Source organism: Emticicia sp. CRIBPO (assembly GCF_009905725.1).
In the GTDB taxonomy this organism is placed as follows: domain Bacteria; phylum Bacteroidota; class Bacteroidia; order Cytophagales; family Spirosomataceae; genus Leadbetterella.
This window is the reverse complement of the sequence record NZ_JAAAKV010000009.1, coordinates 1-18,396: the sequence shown is the minus strand read 5'-3', so window position 1 is coordinate 18,396 and position 18,396 is coordinate 1. Positions and strand designations below refer to the sequence as shown.

The window sequence follows — 18,396 nt, the reverse complement described above, 5'->3', positions numbered from 1 at the left end:
GATGCTTAATTTAAAGGTACCAAAGTGGCTTCTATTTCTTTTCTTCTCGACTCATATTGTGCCGGAAGTTTCAGGTTTTGTCCCAATTCTTCCAGAGATTCATCCACCATGAAACCCGGATTGTCAGTTGCGATTTCAAATAACACCCCGGCCGGCTCTCTGAAATAAAGCGAGTGGAAGTAGTTACGGTCAATCTGCGGTGTGATGTTCAGCCCCAGATCGATGATTTTATTTCTGAATTCTGCCAGCACCTCGTCGTTTTTAACCCTGAAAGCTACGTGGTGCACGGTTCCGTTGGCTACATGTCCGCGTTTTTCAGTAGGTAGTTCCACCAGGTCTACGATGGCTGCATTTTCGACCGCATCAGTGGCATAACGATACCTGTTGGCTTCTTTTTCGATCAGCTTGTAACCGAATACTGTCAGCACGGCAGCAGTGGCTTCAACATCATTCAGCGTCAATGTGATGTTATGAAAACCCCTGGTGGCCATGTCGGCTTTTACTTCATCTGTTTCCCACGGTGTGCGGGTATCAGGCGTTTTGGACTCGATCAGTTCCAGTTTCAAACCATCGGGATCATTGAAAGTCAGGTACCTTTCCCCGAACCTTACGGCCGGCTTGTTATAAATCACATTGTATTTTTCAAAACGCTCCACCCATTTTTCAAGGCTGCCTTGCGGAACTGAATAACCGATTTCTGTGGCCATACCGGCTCCTTTGCGTCCCTGCGGAATGCCGTTGCCCCACGGGAAAAAGGTCAGGATGGTTCCGGCACTTCCTGATTCGTCGCCGAAATAGAAGTGGTAAGTACCCGGATCGTCAAAGTTGACGGTTTTTTTGATGAATCTCAAGCCTAATACTTTAGAGTAGAAGTTGAAATTTCTTTTGGCGTCGCCGGCGATGGCGGTAATATGATGAAGACCCAATATTCTGTTTTCCATAATTGTAATTGTTAAATTGATGTTACAAAACTACGGCACGAAAAATGGCTGTGCATTGAACTAGGACAAGAAAGTAATTTTGAATGAGTGAATGTGTGAATGATTGAATGAATGATTGATTGAATGAATGAATGATTGATTGAATGAATGAGTGAATGTCCGGACCTGGACTGATTAAGAATGATAGCCAGACTTTCGAGGCTACGTCTTTTTAGATGAGGCAAGCTCTCATTTGAGATCTATTTAACCGGAAGCAAAACTTAAAATCAATACAATTTCATTCGATCTTCTTTAATCCTTAAGCTAAATGCTAAAAGCCAACCGCTCACCCTCACTGCTTCGCCAGTTTGGCCCTAACCTTACTGAGAAATTCTGCTGAAATGCCCAAGTACGAGGCTATATAATGCTGTGCCACCCTTTGCGGAATGGTAGGGTAGTGTTCAAGAAAATCGAGGTATTTGTCCATGGCTGACTTGGAGATGGTGTTGAAGAGCCTGTCCTGGGTCAGGGAAAGATTCCGCTGCACCATGATCCTGAACACCCTTTCAAACTTCGGGATCCTGGCCAGGAGTTCTTCTTTGGCGGCCGGGCTCAGGGTCAGGATTTCGCAGTCTTCCAGGGTTTCTACGAAAAGATGACTGGGTTTCTGGTCAGAAAAACTGGCGATGTCGCTCACCCAGTTGTTTTCAATCGCAAACTGGATGATGACCTCAAACCCGTTGGAGTCCAGGTAATATTTGCGGATGCACCCTTTGCTTACAAACGCTTCAAAATGACATATTTCTCCGGCCTGAAGCAGGAAACTTTTTTTAGGTACATGGCTGTGTTTCAGAAAACTGTTGAAAATCTTTAACTCAGCCTGAGTAAAAGACACATACCTGCTGACATTCTTATTGATGAGATCAAACAAAACGGAATTGATTTTGAGGTTTGAAAGTGTACAAATTTAGGGATATAAATTGATTGACCGGATTTTCTGAATTGTAATTTGATTGTTTTTGAGATAAATTTAATAGAATTAAAATGTATTCATTTACTTTAAATCCTGAAATGAACAGATTTGATTTCAATAACTTATATTTGTCATCGAAAAAGGAATTAATTCCAATCAGTGACGTTTTATCTGAAAAATAGAGAAAAATGACGACAATAATAGTTCAGACAGAAGGTGAAAAAATGGAAGCATTAAGGGCTTTTTTAAATGCTTTGAAAATCTCATTTGAAATTACAAATGACGAATATGATGCTGATTTTGTAAAGAAAATTCAGGAGTCAGAAGAAGATTTTAAAGAAGGCAGAAGCCGCAAACTCAACCTTGACGATGTATGGAAATAGAGATAACCGCCAAGGCTGAGGTTGATCTTGATTATTGGAAAAGAACTAAAAATGAAAAGATATTGAAAAGGATCAGGGAGCTTTTATCATCCATACTTGAGTCTCCATACAAAGGGATAGGTAAACCGGAACCATTAAAATATCAATTATCAGGTAAATGGTCAAGAAGGATTGATAGCGAACACAGATTAATTTATGAAATTTCCAACAACTTAATAATCATCCATTCATTAAAGGGGCATTATTAGGTTATTTAATACATCTTTATGTTAACACTATTTCCCATTCACTCTCCCCTTCATCATATTCCCTACAATACCAATCACCGTTTTTCTGGGTAAAAGCCTTGGCAGAAAAGACTGCAGGTAGTTTGACATGCCGTTTATTTTGTAATTTTTTCCTTTGATGAAGGCTTCAATCCCTTCGATGGCTACTTTCTGAGGTGTATCTGACGACATGCCGGTGATGTCGGCCCCGGCCGTTTCCTGGAACCCGGTGGAGGTATTGCCGGGACATACTACGGTTACCGTTACTCCTTTTGGGTGGTATTCACCATACAGGGCTTCTGAAAATGACAGGACAAAAGCCTTGCTCGCACAATAGACCGCAATGTAAGGGCAGGGCTGAAAAGCACCGGTAGAGGCAATGTTGATGATTCCCCCGCTTTTATTTTTAAGCATGGCCGGAATAAAGAAGTGGGTCAGTTTTACCAATGCGTTGATGTTCAGCATCAGCATTTCTTCATAAGTTTCCCGGCTGGTGTCCAGGAACCCGGACCATTTTCCGAATCCGGCATTGTTGACCAGGATATCCGGCTCCCAGCCTTTTTCTGTAACAGTTTTGAAGATGAATCCGGGTGTTTCTTTAAGACTCAGATCACCGCTTATTACCAGGACCCGGACATGATATTCGTTCCTGATTTCGGCAGCCAGTTGCTCCAGTTTGTTTTCAGACCTGGCCGTAATGATAATATTAACCCCTTTTTTAGCGAGTTCAATAGCAAATGCCCTGCCTATCCCTGAAGATGCCCCGGTGACGAGGGCTGTTTTTCCTTTTAAGTTTTTCATCACATGATTTGTTTTAATGATGAAGCAAAAGTCCGCCGGGAAAAATAAAAGCTACTGAACAAATGTTAAGAAGTGATTTTTCTCCTGATCCTGCTGAGCGACTGTGGTTCAATGCCCAGGAAAGAAGAAATGTATTTCAGAGGGACGTTCCTGACGATTTCCGGTTGTTTTTCCAGGAGTTTCAGATAGCGTTGTTCGGCAGAAAGGGTGATCATGTCTCTGGACCTGGCTTCGTTATAGCCCAGCGATTTCTCGTAAACGGCCCTTCCGAATTCGGCCCAGCCATTGCTTTGGCCGTAAAGCAGATCCAGGTTTTGTTTTGTGATTCTTAAAAGATCAGCGGAGGTAACGGCTTCAACATTGTCGAATGCCGGAGTTTCGCTGATAAAACTGTGGAATGAAGTAATAAACCCGGGCGGGCAATTGATGTGGGTGGTGATTTCAGAACCTTCCATAAAATGAAAGGTCCTGATAAATCCCGAATTGACGAAATAGAGATATTTTGCGGTTTTCCCTTCCTTTTCAAGCAACGTGCCGGCCTCACATGAAAAAGGTTCGAACAGTGCTGTAACCAGTTCCGTCTCTTCCTTATCAGGACTGATATGGTTTGAAATGAGGTCCAGGATCTTTTTATGGGTAGTCATGTTTAAGCCTTCCTTTATTTAATGGTTATGTCGCATCAGCTTTCGTCCGCCGGTTGCCAGAGTTCAATTTTATTGCCTTCAGGATCATAAACCCAGGCAAATTTCCCGATGCTGTCGTCCATCCTGTTCTCATCAATTCTGACCCCTTCCGCTTCCAGACGGGTTAACAACTCATCCAGATCACTGACCCTGAAATTGATCATAAATTGCTGGCTGGTTCCGAAGTAGGTAGTGTCGGCTTTGAAAGGCATAAAAACGGTTGGTCCGTGTTCCTGTTTCCATACTTCGCCACTTTGCATCGTGTTGATGCCGAAATGTTTTTCATACCAAAGACCGAGTTCTTTCGGCTGGCTAGAGCGGAAGAAAAATCCTCCTATACCGGTTACTAATTTTGACATGTTATTGGTTTTTTTTGAGAATTAAACTGCTGATTAATGTGACGATCAATCCCACCGGAAATATTTCCGCGTAGGTAAGCAGGGCGTTAAAGAAAGGATTCTGATACATCTTATTGAATTCCGCCATTTCTATGGTTTTTTTGCTGATTTCTGCCTGGCTTGCTCCTTCGGCCTTCATTTTGTTGATCATGATGGCGGAATATTTTTCCATAAAGTCGGGAATGAAAAAGTAATAGTCGATCAGCCAGCTGACCACATAGATCGTTGAGGCAATCAGGGTAATGAATAACCCGATCTTAAAAGCCTGGCCGAAAGAGATAAAACCTTGGTTATGTTTATCGCGGAAGTTTTTGATGCAGACAAATATCAGGGAAAAAGCCAGCAGCATAGAGGCGTAGCCGTACCACATGCCGTTTTCAAACTGCTTTTCTTCGTTGCCTTTGTAAATGGCGAGTGAAATGATAAACCAGCTTGCTGTGATTGCCCCGGCGATAATGCCGTAAATGATGATACTTTTTTTCATGTCAGTTTTGTTTAATTTGGTTTGAAAGTGACACAAAGTTGCCGCGGCTTATCCGCAAACCGCTCATACTTTCGGGTGATTTTTGAATTTCCCCCGTGAATTCACCCAAAAGTATGAATTTTCTCATGGAATCAAACCCTGTCTTTTGCCTGCTTCGATGGCCTGGGTTCTTCGTTTCACTTCCATTTTCTCAAACAGGCTGGAGGTATGGGTTTTGATGGTGTTTAAAGATACAAAAAGGGTATCGGCGATTTCCTGGTTACTCAGTCCTCCGGCCATCAGCCCGAGCACCTCCAGTTCGCGTTTGCTCAGACCTGACTGTTCAAAAGCATTCTGATTCAGTACAAAATCACTATCGTTGTTCCTGTAAACCTCTTTTTCAATAATCCTTGTCTCGGTTTTCGGGCGGGTCAGTTTGATAGCCAGCCAGATCCCAAGTCCTGTAAACAAAACGGCGATGATCCCGGCATAAATTTCAAAGGCATTGTTGATGATCACCACCCGGAGTTCCAGCCATCTGAGAAAATACAACAGAAAGGCCAGAGAAAGGCCGTAAAGGATCATTGTTTTGTTTTTCTGCAGAAAATTCATGGACATCAGCTCTGAGTCTCTTTTAAGTTACTTAAAAATTTCTCCGTCATTTGCTGATAAACCTCGGGATTGCTCAGGCCTTGCGTGTCTATGCCATACACATACTTCACAAACCCGGTTTTTCGTAGTTCTGCATGAAAGTCAGGGATTTCTGCAGGAGAATATACCCTGGCAGGCTTGCCGAACCCGATGTGATTTATAGGAATAAATGTGTTTTCCGGGCAATGGGTATCGATATGAATAATGCCGTTAACCGCCAGCACCGTTCCGGTTTCAAGTGTTGATCCGTGGAATATCGTACCATTGGTAGCAATAAAGCAGGCATCGGCAATCTGACTGCCGGTTATACTGGCTTTGGGACCAACAAGAACATGATCCCCGATACGGCAGTCAAAGCTTCTAGAGCTTCTGATCACTGCGTTTTCCATGATGACCGTATTTTTTCCGATTTCTATTTTACCGCCATTGGCTACCAATACCGTTCCTGCCCCGATATAGGAATTTTCTCCGATCGTGATATCACCCTCCAGCACAACGCCTTTCATCAGGATGGCAGACGGGTGAATATTTTGTAAAACACTCATTGAACGACAGGTTTTAGGGTTTTGCTTCCGGTCAAATATAATGAAATAAATAATAAACCCGGATCATTTTGAGCATTACGGAAAGTCCGTTTGAAAAAAATCATTTTTTTTCAAACGGAGAAGGGGGGCACCTAGGTCAGGTTTGCGTGCAGCCGCAGTGTGATCAAGCTGAACCATCCCGTCAGCGTTACCGCACAGAATGAGGTGCTGTCGTCTGTGCCGGCTAAAATTTTATTGCCCCTGAATATTAAGTATGAGGAGTTTAACGGGCAGATATTCCTGAGTAAAAGAAAGCCAAAGCCATTGAGAGTAAGTTTCTTACCTTGTCCTGTCTTGAGAATTACCCGGGTCAGGCTAACGAGGCGTCCATTGCCGGGAGGGTAACCGATTCCCAAAGCGGGGAAGGCCAGCCAGGTGTAAGTGTCGTGATCAAAGGCACAGGGGAAGGTAACTGAAACAATGACCGCCCATGCGGCCAGGGAAAAGCGGCCAAACCCTATGTGATTGCGGCTTTCACAGCGATTTGAAAACGTTGTATGCTTATCCGATGAGAGAACAGGATCTGATTCCGAAATAATCACTGATCAGGCCCGGCACTGGTTGGACGGGCCTGATTTTTTATTTATATTTCTGGTCATATCAAAATTCAACCTGATGACTTCTCAATTCAAGCTTTTTTGCCGGGTACTGCTGATGCTCCCCCTTATTTCTGCTTACGGTAATCCGGCTGATTCCAGCGGGATAGCTAAGAAAACATTTAAAAATCCCCTTTTACCCTCCGGGCCTGATCCCTGGGTACTGGCTAAAGACGGGGTGTATTATTATTGTCATACCACGGGAAGGAACGTTACGCTCTGGAAGACCAAAAATCTGGAGGATATTGCGGAAGCTGAAAAAACAGTCGCCTGGGTTCCACCCGCTTCGGGTATGAATTCGAAAGAACTCTGGGCTCCCGAACTGCATTTTCTGAGAGGTAAATGGTATATCTATGTGGCGGCAGATGACGGCAAAAACGACAACCACCGGATGTGGGTGCTGGAGAATCCCGATAAAGACCCTTTATCTCAAAACTGGACCCTGAAAGGTAAAATCAGTGACCCGAGCGACCGCTGGGCCATAGATATGAGTGTTTTTGAGGTAAAAGGACAATTATACGCGATGTGGTCGGGTTGGGAAGGAGCTGTCAATGTGAGCCAGAATATTTACCTGGCCAGACTGAAGAACCCGTGGACCATTGAGGGAGAACGTGTCTTGATTTCAAAACCGGAGCTGGATTGGGAAAAAACGGGATCCGGCAACGGCTTACCGGTGGTTAATGAAGGACCACAGTTTCTGAGACAATCAGACAAGAGTAAAAAGGTATTTGTGGTGTACTCCGCCAGCGGTTGCTGGACGGATAACTATGCCCTTGGTTTGCTGGAGGCAGATGCCGGAAGCGACCTGATGAAGCCTTTCTCCTGGAAGAAAAGTCCGGTGCCTGTGTTTCAGAAAAACCCGGAAGGTAAAGCCTACGGACCGGGGCATAATTCTTTTTTCAAGTCGAAAGACGGGAAGGAAGACTGGATCATCTACCACGCCAATCCTGAAGAGAACCAGGGTTGCCGTGACAAGAGATCGCCCAGGATGCAGAAGTTCGGATGGAGCAAAGACGGCGTCCCACAGTTCGGTAAGCCGGTCTGTTTAGACGAAGAAATCGAAGTACCCTCCGGCAATTAGAGGGCTTTAAACAAAAACACTTAACATGCGATTGAAATTACCGGTATTTAAATTTCTTATTTCAGGATCGGGGCTGTTGGCCCAGGACAGGATTTCTGAAACACTTTTTGAAAATCGGAAGCAGCAATACACCTGGAAAACCCGCCTGGTGGGAGATCTGGATAAGCCGCAAAGCGAGCGTTTTACAAAAACCAATATTACGATGAAGAAGGAATGGGAACTGCTGCCATCTGGTTTGCCGGGGTCTGTGCGTCTGCTTAAAAGTGAGTAAATCAGAAAATCAAAAAACCTGAAATCATTTTCAGATGTTCAGGTTTTTTTGATATGGTTAAGAGGCTGCTCAGATTATCCGGGCAGCCTCTTTTATAATATTATGTTTATGAGCAAGAACTGGTTTGTCAAATTTCCAGGGTCATTGTGTATTCCATTAATTCGCTGTCATCTATTAATATTATTCCTCTTTCTTCCATCTCATCAATGTATAGTTCTATTGCTTCTCTGCTCATTGTGAGTGCGTCATTGATGTCTTTCCCGTAAGTAATACAGCCTGGAAGACTCGGGATTATTACCATGTAACCACCTTCTTTTTCATTATTGATGTGTAAATTGTTCCGTCAATGAAATTATATGAGTTTTCCAGAAACAAAGAAGCTGCACATCAAAGTGATTGTGCAGCTTCTTAATAAATAATTTATACCTTATGCGGCTCCGGGTGTGACCACGGACCACGGTAAGCCCTTCGCAGAAGCTTGGTGGCTTCTTTGTCGCCCACCACTACTCTTTTGACCGGATCATAAACCACGGGTCTTCCGATTTTCATTGATATGTTGGCTAACAGGCAACTCGCCGTAGAAATGTGCCCTTCTTCGATATCTGCAACAGGTTTTGATTTGTTGTCTATCGCTGCCAGGAAGTCTTTCATGTGCAAACGGGTAGCCGGAGCCGCGTTCAGCTCAATCCTCTCTTCGGTATTGTCTTCAGGATATTTCTCTTTTTCGTAAACCACATCCTTGTGTATCTTATCTCCTTTGCCCAGTGGCACAAAGTCATAGGCCATTGTGCTGGCAAACAGGGTTCCTTTTTCGCCATATAAAGTAAATGACCAAGGATAATCAGGGTTGGCCGGAGTTCCCCAGGTGCGGTGCTGCCATACGCAGTTGAGTTCCTCGTATTCAAAAATGGCCGACTGTGTATCCGAGATATTCGATTTGCCTTCTTTTTGTACATAGATTCCTCCTGTAGAAGTAATTTTCTTAGGCCATCCCAGTTTCAGCATCCATCTGACGGTGTCAAACATGTGAATACACATATCACCCATGATACCGTTGCCGTACTCTTCGAAGGTTCTCCACCAGCGGATGTGGGGAATGCCGTCATAAGGTCTGAGCGGGGCAGGTCCGGTCCACATTTCATAATCAAAGAAATCAGGTACAGCCTGGGTAGGAGGGTTACCGTTGTTTCTCATGTGATAGTAACAGCACATTTCAACATGCGATATCTTTCCCAATAAGCCGGCATCCACGATGTTCTTTTTGGCGTCTATCAGGTGAGGCGTACTTTTTCTCTGCGTACCTACCTGCACCACTTTGTTATATTTCCTGGCTGCTGCCACCATAGATTCGCCTTCGATAACATCCACGCTGATAGGCTTCTGGACATACACATTGGCTCCCGATTTGATGGCGTCGATGGTTTGCAGGGCATGCCAGTGGTCCGGGGTGCCTATCAATACGATATCCAGTTGATTTTCAGATAACAGTTTGCGGTAATCTCCGTACAGTTTCGGAGTGTTGCCGGATTTCTGGCGTTGGCTGACCAGTTTTGCCGCAGCATCCAGGATGTTTTTGTCCACATCACACAGGGCAACGACCTCGACATCGGCCACTTGTATGAGCCTGAAAAGGTCACTTTTGCCATACCATCCGGTGCCGATGAGGGCTACCTTGAGGGTTTTGGCCGGATGGATGATTTCCATGCCGTTGGCTCCCAGCGTGGTGAGGGCGAGTGTGGCCGAAGCTCCCTGTAAAAAGCGGCGGCGGTTGAGATTCAGATTTTCCATTGTAAGCGTAAAGGTTGAATTAATGAGATCAGGTTTTACCGGATTTTTGTCTAATTAAACAAAAAATCGACGAATAAGCAATTGACTGACGAAAAGTATAGATAAAATCAGAGAATTTATAGTACGGGGCGTCACTATTTTGTTAAGATGCAAAATAAACTGCAACCATACGAGCGTTTTAAGGGTCATAAAAGAGCAATGTTTTTAAACCTGTTTTTTCAACCATGACAAATTACTTTTTAAGGGTTTTACCTCTTTGTTTTGCTGTCTCCGGCGTGCTGTTGATGGCCTGCAAAGACCAGGACGTGAGCGGTGAATCTTATCCGAAAGAGATCGACTTCGGAGCGTTTAAGCTGAATGTTCCGGATGAGTGGGCCAGCTTTAAGCTTCAGGGGATTGATTCACAGGTAGGTGGCATAACTGACGGTAAAGACAGCCTTTTCTATGATTATGGCTGGTATTCCAATGATCTGCAGCAACTTCCCGCGGCAGATTATCACAAATCGACCAAAAAGATCAACGGATTGGATGCTTACATCGTCAGACCCAAAAAAACGGGTGAGGGCATCATCGGTGTCTATATTAAGGTAGACCAGCAGAATAAGTTTAACCTGCTTGGTGTGAGTAAAAATGAGGACACGGTACTCCGGATATTTGATTCTGTGAAGTTTGACTGATGAACTTTATTTCCCTGCTACAATAATAATCATTAATTTAGGAGGTCAATCCAAGCCATAAATTAAGATGAAAGTCAGATTAAACAGAATCATACTGTACAGTCAGGATGTCGAAGGACTGAAAAATTTCTATGTCAGTCTTTTTGAGTTACCGCTGGTGGAGGAAATTAAAGATGAATGGGTGGTCCTGAATGCCGGAACCATTGAAATTGCTTTTCACAGGGTGGGGGCAGAATATCGCACTGAAGGTAAGTTCCGGGCAGAAAGCAATACCAAAATAGTTTTTGAAACAGAGTCTGATATCTTCGAAACACGGGCCGCTTTGATAGAAGCCGGGGCCGTCATGCGTGAAGTCAAATCTTACGAGGGCTTCGATTACCTGCTTTGTGACGGAGAAGACATTGAGGGGAACGTTTTCCAGCTGATGCGGAAGAATAACGCATAATATGACCTGTCGATTGGGGTTGGAATTGCGACTTTTATTAAACAATTCCCGGTAAATTATTATTATTTGTTCATTTTAATCCGGATCATACAAAGGGGCTTCGAGCCGGTATGAACGAGCTTTTGGCTGGTATCCATAACCGGTCCCTTCGAAAAAAGCCCCGTGCCGTTAAGGCACAAGGCTTTTGAAGACTGAAAATGCTAAATATTTATTCCGTCAGTTTCTTAATAGGCGTAAAATCCACTTTCCTGAATTCAACTTCCGAGCCCTCGGCCTGCAGGGCGATGTTGCCTTTTGAGACGGAGCAGTCGTAGCCGTAATTGACGAGGTCGCCGTTTACCCATACCTTGATAGAGCGGCCTACGCATTCCACCACCATCTGGTTCCATTCTCCTACCGGTTTTTCAGAGCCGTCGGTCAGGTTCGGTATTCTCCTTTCCTTGCCGTCTACCGATCCCCAGTTTTCTTTCGGGCCGCGGCGTTTTTCCATGTCCGGAACGGTGATGTCCTCGTGGATCAGCCAGAAATCGCCTGCGTTTTTGGTCATCAGCTGCGATTCTATCGATTTCGGAAACATTTTATACAGCACACGGGGAGTAGAAGCGTGGAGGATCACCCCGCAATTGCCCGGAACGCCCGCAAAACGGTACTCAATCGTCAGCCGATAGTTTTCATATACTGCATCAGTGATGAGGTGTCCCTGCGGTTTGGCCAGGCTCACTAACAGGCCGTTTCTGATAATAAAAGGGCTTTTTACATCAGGCTTGCCGTCCATTTCAGGGACGTCTATGTGCCAGCCATCAAAATTTTTGAAATTAAAGAGGCTGCGTGTCTGCGAACTGGCCGCGGTGGTTATGAACAGAATGAAAACAAACAGCGAAAAACAACTTTTTTTCATGAGTATAATTTTGGTTGAATGGCCAAAAATAAGAAAAAAAGATGACAGAATGCCTATGATATTTTCAATGGCTTTCATGGGGAAGATCTGTGACCATGAACTTGCAGACGGCACTTTTGCCTTCGTTTAAAAATATGAGTTTATGCTGCGGGTCTGTGGCTTTGATCCTGATGGCATAGGACTTGCCCGGCTTTAATTTAGGCAAGGAGGCATTGTATACCAGGTTGTTGATGTTCAGTTCTTTCTGTTCGAAAAACGGTACTTCAACGGCATCAATGAAGACATTCGGATCTGCTTCCGGAAAAGGTAATTCGACGATCTTTAGTGAGTAAGTCACTTTTGTGGCAGCTCCGACAACCCCTGACCATCTGAAAATGAGGTTGGACCCATGTACCTCTTCGTCACAAACAGGCGAGAGGATGACCGGCGGCTCGGTGTAACGCACATGGATGGCATTGCTGCAGCCCAGGGGTTCTTCGAATGACAGCGGAGTGTTGGTCAGGTAGTCCAGGGCTTTTACACAGATGTTGTAAGTGCCTTCAGGAAAACCATTCCGGGCGATGGTCTGCGGGTCAATTTCTGAGTAATCGACATTGTTGCCGTCCAGAAAATCCTGCAACTCCTGCCAGTTTTTAAGGATTCTGATCTCGTTCGGATTCAGAATAATAGGTTTCGGAGGATGGTAATTGGGCTTGGTTTTGAGCCACAGTCCGTTGTCCCCGGCGATGCTGCCGGTCAGTTTCAACTGGATTGTTTCCCGGGTGTTGTTTTTGATCTGGATGCTGAACTTGCCGGTTTTGAAAATATTGTCGAGCAGATAAGGGGTCATCGGCGGGGCTACAGAGACATTGACCGTGACCTGTTGGGCACGGAGGCCGCCTGAGATCAGGAGAAGGATAATGAGGTATTTTTTCATGTTTTTGAGTTTTAAAATGTTAATTGATAAGCTACGGTGCCACGGTTTTCTGAAAAAGCCTGGCCGCCTGTGCTTTTGATCATGCTCCAGTTGAGAGACAGGTTGTGGTGTTCAAAAAGCGTGTAGGAAACCGATGCGGAGGCATTGAGCACGCCGCCTTTTTCGATGAATTCATAAATATTCTGTTCGCTGAATATGTAGCCTGCATTGGCACTCAACAGCATGTTTTTAGACTTGAGCGTCCTTTTGTTGAGGCTGAGGGTTGGCCCGTGGAAAAGGCTGTTGAGGTCTTCGGCTTTGGTCAGCGTATAGGAATAGTTAAGGCTGAAATCAAAATCCGAGACGAGGTCCTGGTAGGTGTAGCTCGCACTGTAGTTCCAGTTTTTGTTTTCGTTGAAAGCCGAGGTATGGCTGTTCAGGTCCTGGAGTTCCTGGTAGATGGCCGTAGCTGTAAAGGTCTTTACAGTGGTTTCTCCCATCTTCATGTAAATGCCGTTGGCAGATAAGGTCCTGTTGTTCTGCGATATTCTGAGGGTATCGATGATAGGCATGTACCCGGCTTTCTGGGTGATGCCATAGTTGGAATAAAAGGCATCGAGCGACAGGTTTTCGTCCGGGGCATAAACCAAAGCTGCAGAGCCGATCAGGCGGTTGGTCTGTGCTTTTTTCTGGTTGAGGAGGTTGTCGTGCTGAAGGCCGATGCTGGTGTTGAGCTTCAGCTTGCTCTTGAACAAGGTCAGGTTAGGCGAGGCCGTATAACTTTCGATGTCGTTCTGGAAATAGTAGGCCCCCATGGTTTTGAAATCAGGCTCGATGCGTTTGTACTGGAGCCTGCCGCTGAAATGCCTGGCCCTGTAACCTATCGCCGTTTGAAAAGCGGTACTCAGTTGGGTGGATATTCTCGGTACAACTACCTTCTTAATGACATCGTAATAAGGAATGCTGACGAAATCACTGATGGCCTCAGCACGGGTGTCGCGGGTGAAAACACTGGTGGATCCGTCCATTTCGAAAGTGAATTTCTTTTTGATCCTAACCCTGGAACTGAGTCCGATCACCAGGTTTTCGGCCGGGCTCACCGCCTGTTCTTCCGGCAGGGTGTTGATGGAGTTTACATCGTCGGCGACTTTCATGACGATGAGGTCCAGGAAACTGACTTTCGTGCCGAAACCCGCCCTGGCGGCAAATCCTGTGCGTTTAAAATAGGGGATAATGTCCGGTTGGGCCAGGTTATATTCAATGGCCCTGTTGAACTTGCCGTAAACAAACCCCAGCCGGAGTTTTTTCTGCTGAAGCTCGGCCCCGCCTCCCAGGAATGTATGCCCTGCCAAAGTCAGGGGAGAGAAATAGACATTGCGGTATCCGGCATGCAGGATGAGTTTTTCTTTAAATACAGGACTTGCCCCGACCTGGTTGTAGGGTTGTCTGAAGCGGTTGCTCTGGCTGCTGTAAATGCCTGTGACGGGGATGATCCAGCCTGATTTTGAAGCCAGGGTTAGTTTGCCTGTAAAACCCCACGGCAACATTTGTCCCCTGGGAGCGTCCAATCCCGTCATCCGGTAGAATCCGGTCGAGATATTGACCTCGCCCCTGATCACCCAGCTTTTGGTTCTGGCTTTGGCGAGGGTGTCAGTTTTTACTTTGACAGCGTCGGCTGATGAACTGTCCGGGCTGTTGGTGGCGAGCGTGTCTTTCGGGACATGGACGATGACGGAGTCCTGCATGGCTTTCAGGTTTTCCGGCATGAAGATGCTTGCAATGATGATACTGGCGACGATAAAAAACGGCATAGTTTTCATGGCTGTTAATTATTAATAATCAACGGTTTGTTTTGTTTTCTGGCTGTTATCGGGAGGGTTTTCAGAACCCCTGTGATGTCGTCCGGACGGTGTTCCGGTTGATGATACAAAGATGGGGGATAGAGGGGGCTGGATTCAATACTAACTTGTTTGTATTTTCAATTTTGAATGAGTGAATGCTTGCCCGACCCGGGCTTCGCCCTGGGTAGACGTGGCTTAGTAGATTCGTTACAGGCAACGTCTGTTTGTGGGTTATCATTAAATCGGGATGTCTTCTGCAGATACGAACGGCCGTGCGTATCTACAGAAGACATTATCTAAGGCGGCCTTCAGGCCCATGGCTGGAATGGCTAAAAGCTAACGGCTAATAGCTAACAGCCTCCATCATGCATAAGCATGTTCTCTCCTGGACCATTTCGCTTCGCCGTGCAGGGCTTTGAGTTCTTCCGTCAGGCCTTTGTAGATGCCGGGGTTGAAAGGGCTCATGAATTCTTTCAGGGGATTGCCGGTCCTTTTGGTTTTAAGGCCCATGTCACGCATGAGTTCGTCGGCATGATGAAACGAGAACGGGATGATGCAGGTACCCGAAGCGTGGTTGTTCGGAGCCCTTTTCAGCAACCATTCCTGGTGCGTAGCGATTTCTTTTTTCATGTTTTCATCTGAGGGGAGGTTCAGCTGGCCCTTGATGTACTGGGCGGTGTAGTGAGCAGCCAGTTCAGAAGTAAACGGAGAAAACAGCGAGGGATTATAACCCACAAATGACAGGTTTTTGACTTCAGCAGGTAGCACATTGCGGTACAATTGGAACAAACCCTTATGATTGATCAGTTTCTCGCTGGTTTCCTGGTCAAAGAACGGAACCCGCTGTCTGAACCCGGTGGCAAATACAAACATGTCGGCGAATATTTTCTTCCCGTTGCTTAAAATGACGCCATCGGCCTCAAAACGGTTGATTTCCCCTTTCTCCAGTACGATTTCGCCACTGGCGGCTTTGTCGTAGAAGTCTTCGGAAGTTAGGCCGATGGAACAGCTGGTGATGCTGTCGAAAGGTTTGTCGGGTAGCAGGCCGCTTTGCTTCATTTTGAGTTGTTTAGCTACCAGTTTCCCGAGCGTGGCCACGATAACGTTGGTGACCGGTTTTCCGGCAGGACCGTGCAGGAATTTATGGATACCAAACAAGTTGCGGTAAGGGAACAGAGATTCGCCGAAACGGTGTAAAAGCAGGTATTTGAAGTTGAGGCCCAGGAATATCTTCGGCATTTTCCATTTGGCTTCGCGGTAAATACATACCGGCTTTTCAGACACTTTGCTCACCTGGGCCAGGATGTCATGGGCAGATTTGGCAAAACCTACCACGGCCACTTTTTTGTTTTTTGAGGCTTCAAGGTCTTCCTGTCTGAAGTGCGTGCTGTGCATTATTTTGCCCCTGAACAACTCCTGGTCCTTCATTTTCGGCATGTTCGGCTCGCTGAAAGTACCGTTGCAAACCACCAGGAAATCCGTGTTGATGGTTTCTGAAATGCCGTCAGAAGTGACGGAAATGTTCCAGCCGTTTTCTGTGGGCAGGGCCTTATCTACTTTGGTGTTGAACCTGATGTAGGGCATGATGCCGAAATGTGTGGCGTAATTGGTGAGGTATTCCTGCACCTGTACGCCCGTCGGCCATTCCGGGTAATGTTTGGGCATCGGGAAGTCCGAGAACGTGTAAGTGTCGCGGGTGTTCTGGGTGGTGACGTTCGGGTATCTGCGGGTAGAGATCCATACCCCTCCCAGTTCGGTTTCTTTTTCGAAGAGAACCACTTCAAATCCGTGTTCTCTTAGTGTTTTGGCGGTGACCAGGCCACTGACGCCTGCTCCTATGATGGCTATTGTTTTCATGATTTTACGGCTATAAAATAAATGTCTGACTGGTTGATTGTTTCTAACGCTAAATGATATACTGTTATGTTTATGGCTTAAATGGCGGGACCTGATAACGGGATGAAAAAGCTGCGGACACTTTCGGTGCCCGCAGCTCAGGATGATTAGTTTCTGGCGGCAGCTTCGCGGACTTTCTGAACTGCAGGGAGCAATAGTCCGATGCTCCAGCTGTCAGGTTCTCCGATCGTCAGATCACAAGCTTTGCACATACACAATCCGATGTTTTTGTTGGCAGTAGCGAAACAGGCATCCGGAAGCGGACATTTACAAACCGGGGTCGGTGCTCCTTCCGTGGTTCCGTCATTCGGATTCAGTCTTTCGATTTTACCGGCAGCATCCTGGAAGATCACGTTGGAAAACGATTGGCCTCTTTTGACGAAACGGATGGTACCTCTTCCATTCGGGATTTGTACGGTATTCGCCCCTTCTTTCATTTTCAATGAAGAGATGAGTACATTTTCAAGTTCGTAACCCTGTGCAGAAGCATTATTTCCTATGAGAGCTACAACGATAAGTGTTAAAACTACGATTACTTTTTTCATGGCGTTTAAAATTTAACTGATTTGAAAATTGATTGATTTGTTTAAAAACTGATTGATTATTAAAGCTAACGTTGATTAGAATACGTGTTGGTTATCTTGGTGAATTGTTCACGATGGTCTGAGCCTGTCCTCTGATGGCGAGGCTCCATCCGTTATCTCCGGCTGACAAGTCGCAGGCTTTGCACATACACAATCCGATGTTCTTATCGGCCGTAGCAAAACAGGCATCAGGAAGCGGACATTTACAAACCGGTGTAGGTGCTCCTTCAGTGGTTCCGTCGTTCGGATTCAGTCTCTGGATTTTACCTGCTGCGTCCTGGATGACTACGTTTGAGAAAGATTCGCCTCTTTTTACAAAACGGACGGTGCCTTTTCCATTAGGAATTTGTACGGTGTTGGCTCCTTCTTTCAGCTTAACAGAGGAGATGATGACATCTTCAAATTCATATCTCTGAGCGGATACTTTGCCTGCAAAGGCGAAAACGATAAGGGTTAAAACTACGATTACTTTTTTCATGGCGTTTTTTTTAATTGATTTAAAATGAATTAGTTAATGATAAAATATTTGAAAATGGGCATGGCTGTCGCAGGCTTCCTTCCGGAAGATGTTAAAAGACAGGACATGATGAGTGATTAGAAAATTACCTGATGACGACCCTGGTGCTTTTGGCAAGTTTTGTGAACTGGACGGTGAGTTGGACCTCCGGGTTGGCTCCTGATGAAATAACGTCCGGTGTGCAGAAGCAGACCATGGTGTTGGCTTCTTCATTTTTGACACAACGAAGGTTGCCGGTACAGGTCGGGTTGGGTGTCGGGTTGTGCTCTGCCGGGTCGGTGTTTTCAGCGATGCGGATGATTTTGCCCGCCGGGTCCTGGTGCATCACGTTCATGATCTGGCCGTTTCTCAACACAAATCTGAGTGTACCTTCCTTGTCCATCTGAACCGTGTTGTTACCTTCTTTGGCCTGTATGGTTTTGAAGAAGTGGAAATCCTGCATCGAAACTTTTCCCTGGGCAAACACGCTGCCTGCTGCGGCAAGTAAAAATAGGCTGAACATTACAATTGTTTTTTTCATGGCTGTTTTTGTTTTGACTGTTAAAAATTTAAGTTTTGTTTTCATGGGTTCGAAACTTTTCCGGTTTCTGATTGGCTTCACAAAGTTGGCTTTTTCTGGTGTCCGGTTTCAATACTAACTAGTTTGTATTTTCATTTTTCTGTTTTCGGAGCCTTCTTATTTGATGTTGCAAAGTTGGCTGTTTTTGTTGTCCGGTTTCAATACTAACTAGTTTGTATTTTCATTTTTCTGTTTTCGGAGCCTTCTTATTTGATGTTGCAAAGTT

General features: G+C 45.4%; 24 protein-coding genes. 7 read left to right on the top strand and 17 right to left on the bottom strand.

Annotated features, from left to right (window positions below; all coding sequences use genetic code 11):
* Positions 1–5 precede the first annotated feature (5 nt).
* The gene (locus GVN16_RS18575) at positions 6–941 is read right to left on the bottom strand and encodes a ring-cleaving dioxygenase (RefSeq protein WP_166565438.1); all 936 of its coding nucleotides are present in this window, start codon (positions 939–941) and stop codon (positions 6–8) included.
* Between the two features lie 331 nt (positions 942–1,272).
* Positions 1,273–1,851, bottom strand: coding sequence for a Crp/Fnr family transcriptional regulator (locus GVN16_RS18570; RefSeq protein ID WP_166565437.1), 579 nt, complete (start codon positions 1,849–1,851; stop codon positions 1,273–1,275).
* A 230-nt stretch (positions 1,852–2,081) separates the two neighbouring features.
* Here GVN16_RS18570 and GVN16_RS18565 point away from each other — a divergent pair, with 230 nt between their 5' ends.
* The gene (locus tag GVN16_RS18565) at positions 2,082–2,276 is read left to right on the top strand and encodes a DUF2683 family protein (RefSeq protein WP_166565436.1); all 195 of its coding nucleotides are present in this window, start codon (positions 2,082–2,084) and stop codon (positions 2,274–2,276) included.
* The gene (locus tag GVN16_RS18560; RefSeq protein ID WP_166565435.1) at positions 2,267–2,524 is read left to right on the top strand and encodes a Txe/YoeB family addiction module toxin; all 258 of its coding nucleotides are present in this window, start codon (positions 2,267–2,269) and stop codon (positions 2,522–2,524) included. Before GVN16_RS18565 ends, GVN16_RS18560 begins: the two co-directional genes overlap by 10 nt.
* Positions 2,525–2,551: 27 nt before the next feature.
* Here the strand turns inward: GVN16_RS18560 and GVN16_RS18555 are convergent, their stop codons facing one another.
* The 6 genes from GVN16_RS18555 to GVN16_RS18530 all read right to left on the bottom strand — a co-directional run bounded on the left by GVN16_RS18555 (position 2,552) and on the right by GVN16_RS18530 (position 6,083).
* A complete protein-coding gene (locus tag GVN16_RS18555; protein WP_166565434.1) occupies positions 2,552–3,343 on the bottom strand; it encodes an SDR family oxidoreductase in 792 nt (263 codons plus the stop codon).
* A gap of 65 nt (positions 3,344–3,408) precedes the next feature.
* Complete coding sequence (locus tag GVN16_RS18550) at positions 3,409–3,987, bottom strand: Crp/Fnr family transcriptional regulator (RefSeq protein ID WP_166565433.1); 579 nt, start codon at positions 3,985–3,987, stop codon at positions 3,409–3,411.
* 35 nt (positions 3,988–4,022) lie between these two features.
* Positions 4,023–4,385: a VOC family protein gene (locus tag GVN16_RS18545; RefSeq protein WP_166565432.1), complete on the bottom strand. Its 363-nt coding sequence runs from the start codon at positions 4,383–4,385 to the stop codon at positions 4,023–4,025.
* A gap of 1 nt (position 4,386) precedes the next feature.
* Positions 4,387–4,908, bottom strand: a complete 522-nt coding sequence (locus GVN16_RS18540) for a DUF4199 domain-containing protein (RefSeq protein WP_166565431.1) — start codon at positions 4,906–4,908, stop codon at positions 4,387–4,389.
* Between the two features lie 123 nt (positions 4,909–5,031).
* Positions 5,032–5,505 (bottom strand): LuxR C-terminal-related transcriptional regulator, encoded by a 474-nt coding sequence (locus GVN16_RS18535; RefSeq protein WP_166565430.1) that lies wholly within the window; start codon positions 5,503–5,505, stop codon positions 5,032–5,034.
* Complete coding sequence (locus tag GVN16_RS18530; RefSeq protein WP_166565429.1) at positions 5,505–6,083, bottom strand: gamma carbonic anhydrase family protein; 579 nt, start codon at positions 6,081–6,083, stop codon at positions 5,505–5,507. The genes GVN16_RS18535 and GVN16_RS18530 overlap by 1 nt, the downstream gene beginning before the upstream one ends.
* A gap of 323 nt (positions 6,084–6,406) precedes the next feature.
* Here GVN16_RS18530 and GVN16_RS26140 point away from each other — a divergent pair, with 323 nt between their 5' ends.
* The 3 genes from GVN16_RS26140 (at position 6,407) to GVN16_RS18515 (ending at position 8,070) form a co-directional block, all read left to right on the top strand.
* The gene (locus tag GVN16_RS26140) at positions 6,407–6,538 is read left to right on the top strand and encodes a carboxypeptidase-like regulatory domain-containing protein (protein ID WP_166565428.1); all 132 of its coding nucleotides are present in this window, start codon (positions 6,407–6,409) and stop codon (positions 6,536–6,538) included.
* Between the two features lie 199 nt (positions 6,539–6,737).
* Positions 6,738–7,799 carry a family 43 glycosylhydrolase gene (locus tag GVN16_RS18520; protein ID WP_166565427.1) on the top strand — a complete coding sequence of 354 codons (1,062 nt, stop codon included), beginning with the start codon at positions 6,738–6,740 and terminating at the stop codon, positions 7,797–7,799.
* Between the two features lie 25 nt (positions 7,800–7,824).
* On the top strand, positions 7,825–8,070 hold the full coding sequence (locus tag GVN16_RS18515) for a hypothetical protein (RefSeq protein WP_166565426.1): 246 nt from the start codon (positions 7,825–7,827) through the stop codon (positions 8,068–8,070).
* Positions 8,071–8,197: 127 nt separating this feature from the next.
* Here GVN16_RS18515 and GVN16_RS18510 read toward each other — a convergent pair whose 3' ends face one another.
* Positions 8,198–8,398, bottom strand: a complete 201-nt coding sequence (locus tag GVN16_RS18510; RefSeq protein WP_310587448.1) for a type II toxin-antitoxin system HicB family antitoxin — start codon at positions 8,396–8,398, stop codon at positions 8,198–8,200.
* 92 nt (positions 8,399–8,490) lie between these two features.
* On the bottom strand, positions 8,491–9,858 hold the full coding sequence (locus GVN16_RS18505; RefSeq protein WP_166565424.1) for a Gfo/Idh/MocA family protein: 1,368 nt from the start codon (positions 9,856–9,858) through the stop codon (positions 8,491–8,493).
* 224 nt (positions 9,859–10,082) lie between these two features.
* Here GVN16_RS18505 and GVN16_RS18500 point away from each other — a divergent pair, with 224 nt between their 5' ends.
* Both GVN16_RS18500 and GVN16_RS18495 read left to right on the top strand, forming a co-directional pair.
* Positions 10,083–10,535, top strand: coding sequence for a hypothetical protein (locus GVN16_RS18500; RefSeq protein ID WP_166565423.1), 453 nt, complete (start codon positions 10,083–10,085; stop codon positions 10,533–10,535).
* A 67-nt stretch (positions 10,536–10,602) separates the two neighbouring features.
* Positions 10,603–10,980, top strand: a complete 378-nt coding sequence (locus tag GVN16_RS18495) for a VOC family protein (protein WP_166565422.1) — start codon at positions 10,603–10,605, stop codon at positions 10,978–10,980.
* 208 nt (positions 10,981–11,188) lie between these two features.
* Here the strand turns inward: GVN16_RS18495 and GVN16_RS18490 are convergent, their stop codons facing one another.
* The 7 genes from GVN16_RS18490 to GVN16_RS18460 all read right to left on the bottom strand — a co-directional run bounded on the left by GVN16_RS18490 (position 11,189) and on the right by GVN16_RS18460 (position 18,131).
* Entirely contained in the window at positions 11,189–11,878 is a 690-nt protein-coding gene (locus GVN16_RS18490) for a DUF1080 domain-containing protein (protein WP_166565421.1), read from the bottom strand.
* 64 nt (positions 11,879–11,942) lie between these two features.
* Positions 11,943–12,794: a hypothetical protein gene (locus tag GVN16_RS18485; protein ID WP_166565420.1), complete on the bottom strand. Its 852-nt coding sequence runs from the start codon at positions 12,792–12,794 to the stop codon at positions 11,943–11,945.
* 11 nt (positions 12,795–12,805) lie between these two features.
* Positions 12,806–14,593 carry a hypothetical protein gene (locus GVN16_RS18480; RefSeq protein WP_166565419.1) on the bottom strand — a complete coding sequence of 596 codons (1,788 nt, stop codon included), beginning with the start codon at positions 14,591–14,593 and terminating at the stop codon, positions 12,806–12,808.
* Between the two features lie 384 nt (positions 14,594–14,977).
* Positions 14,978–16,471: an NAD(P)/FAD-dependent oxidoreductase gene (locus GVN16_RS18475; RefSeq protein ID WP_166565418.1), complete on the bottom strand. Its 1,494-nt coding sequence runs from the start codon at positions 16,469–16,471 to the stop codon at positions 14,978–14,980.
* Positions 16,472–16,617: 146 nt separating this feature from the next.
* Entirely contained in the window at positions 16,618–17,055 is a 438-nt protein-coding gene (locus GVN16_RS18470) for a hypothetical protein (RefSeq protein ID WP_166565417.1), read from the bottom strand.
* A 91-nt stretch (positions 17,056–17,146) separates the two neighbouring features.
* Positions 17,147–17,572: a hypothetical protein gene (locus GVN16_RS18465; protein WP_166565416.1), complete on the bottom strand. Its 426-nt coding sequence runs from the start codon at positions 17,570–17,572 to the stop codon at positions 17,147–17,149.
* Positions 17,573–17,696: 124 nt separating this feature from the next.
* Entirely contained in the window at positions 17,697–18,131 is a 435-nt protein-coding gene (locus tag GVN16_RS18460) for a hypothetical protein (protein WP_166565415.1), read from the bottom strand.
* Positions 18,132–18,396 lie beyond the last annotated feature (265 nt).

Bases quoted from the DNA above. Each gene is read 5' to 3' on its own strand.
- GVN16_RS18460 (WP_166565415.1), bottom strand. From the start codon at position 18,131: ATGAAAAAAACAATTGTAATGTTCAGCCTATTTTTACTTGCCGCAGCA.
- GVN16_RS18530 (WP_166565429.1), bottom strand. From the start codon at position 6,083: ATGAGTGTTTTACAAAATATTCACCCGTCTGCCATCCTGATGAAAGGC.
- GVN16_RS18565 (WP_166565436.1), top strand. From the start codon at position 2,082: ATGACGACAATAATAGTTCAGACAGAAGGTGAAAAAATGGAAGCATTA.
- GVN16_RS18545 (WP_166565432.1), bottom strand. From the start codon at position 4,385: ATGTCAAAATTAGTAACCGGTATAGGAGGATTTTTCTTCCGCTCTAGC.
- GVN16_RS18560 (WP_166565435.1), top strand. From the start codon at position 2,267: ATGGAAATAGAGATAACCGCCAAGGCTGAGGTTGATCTTGATTATTGG.
- GVN16_RS18490 (WP_166565421.1), bottom strand. From the start codon at position 11,878: ATGAAAAAAAGTTGTTTTTCGCTGTTTGTTTTCATTCTGTTCATAACC.
- GVN16_RS18485 (WP_166565420.1), bottom strand. From the start codon at position 12,794: ATGAAAAAATACCTCATTATCCTTCTCCTGATCTCAGGCGGCCTCCGT.
- GVN16_RS18540 (WP_166565431.1), bottom strand. From the start codon at position 4,908: ATGAAAAAAAGTATCATCATTTACGGCATTATCGCCGGGGCAATCACA.
- GVN16_RS18465 (WP_166565416.1), bottom strand. From the start codon at position 17,572: ATGAAAAAAGTAATCGTAGTTTTAACCCTTATCGTTTTCGCCTTTGCA.
- GVN16_RS18495 (WP_166565422.1), top strand. From the start codon at position 10,603: ATGAAAGTCAGATTAAACAGAATCATACTGTACAGTCAGGATGTCGAA.
- GVN16_RS18500 (WP_166565423.1), top strand. From the start codon at position 10,083: ATGACAAATTACTTTTTAAGGGTTTTACCTCTTTGTTTTGCTGTCTCC.
- GVN16_RS18535 (WP_166565430.1), bottom strand. From the start codon at position 5,505: ATGTCCATGAATTTTCTGCAGAAAAACAAAACAATGATCCTTTACGGC.
- GVN16_RS18520 (WP_166565427.1), top strand. From the start codon at position 6,738: ATGACTTCTCAATTCAAGCTTTTTTGCCGGGTACTGCTGATGCTCCCC.
- GVN16_RS18480 (WP_166565419.1), bottom strand. From the start codon at position 14,593: ATGAAAACTATGCCGTTTTTTATCGTCGCCAGTATCATCATTGCAAGC.
- GVN16_RS18555 (WP_166565434.1), bottom strand. From the start codon at position 3,343: ATGAAAAACTTAAAAGGAAAAACAGCCCTCGTCACCGGGGCATCTTCA.
- GVN16_RS18550 (WP_166565433.1), bottom strand. From the start codon at position 3,987: ATGACTACCCATAAAAAGATCCTGGACCTCATTTCAAACCATATCAGT.
- GVN16_RS18475 (WP_166565418.1), bottom strand. From the start codon at position 16,471: ATGAAAACAATAGCCATCATAGGAGCAGGCGTCAGTGGCCTGGTCACC.
- GVN16_RS18575 (WP_166565438.1), bottom strand. From the start codon at position 941: ATGGAAAACAGAATATTGGGTCTTCATCATATTACCGCCATCGCCGGC.
- GVN16_RS18470 (WP_166565417.1), bottom strand. From the start codon at position 17,055: ATGAAAAAAGTAATCGTAGTTTTAACACTTATCGTTGTAGCTCTCATA.
- GVN16_RS18505 (WP_166565424.1), bottom strand. From the start codon at position 9,858: ATGGAAAATCTGAATCTCAACCGCCGCCGCTTTTTACAGGGAGCTTCG.
- GVN16_RS18515 (WP_166565426.1), top strand. From the start codon at position 7,825: ATGCGATTGAAATTACCGGTATTTAAATTTCTTATTTCAGGATCGGGG.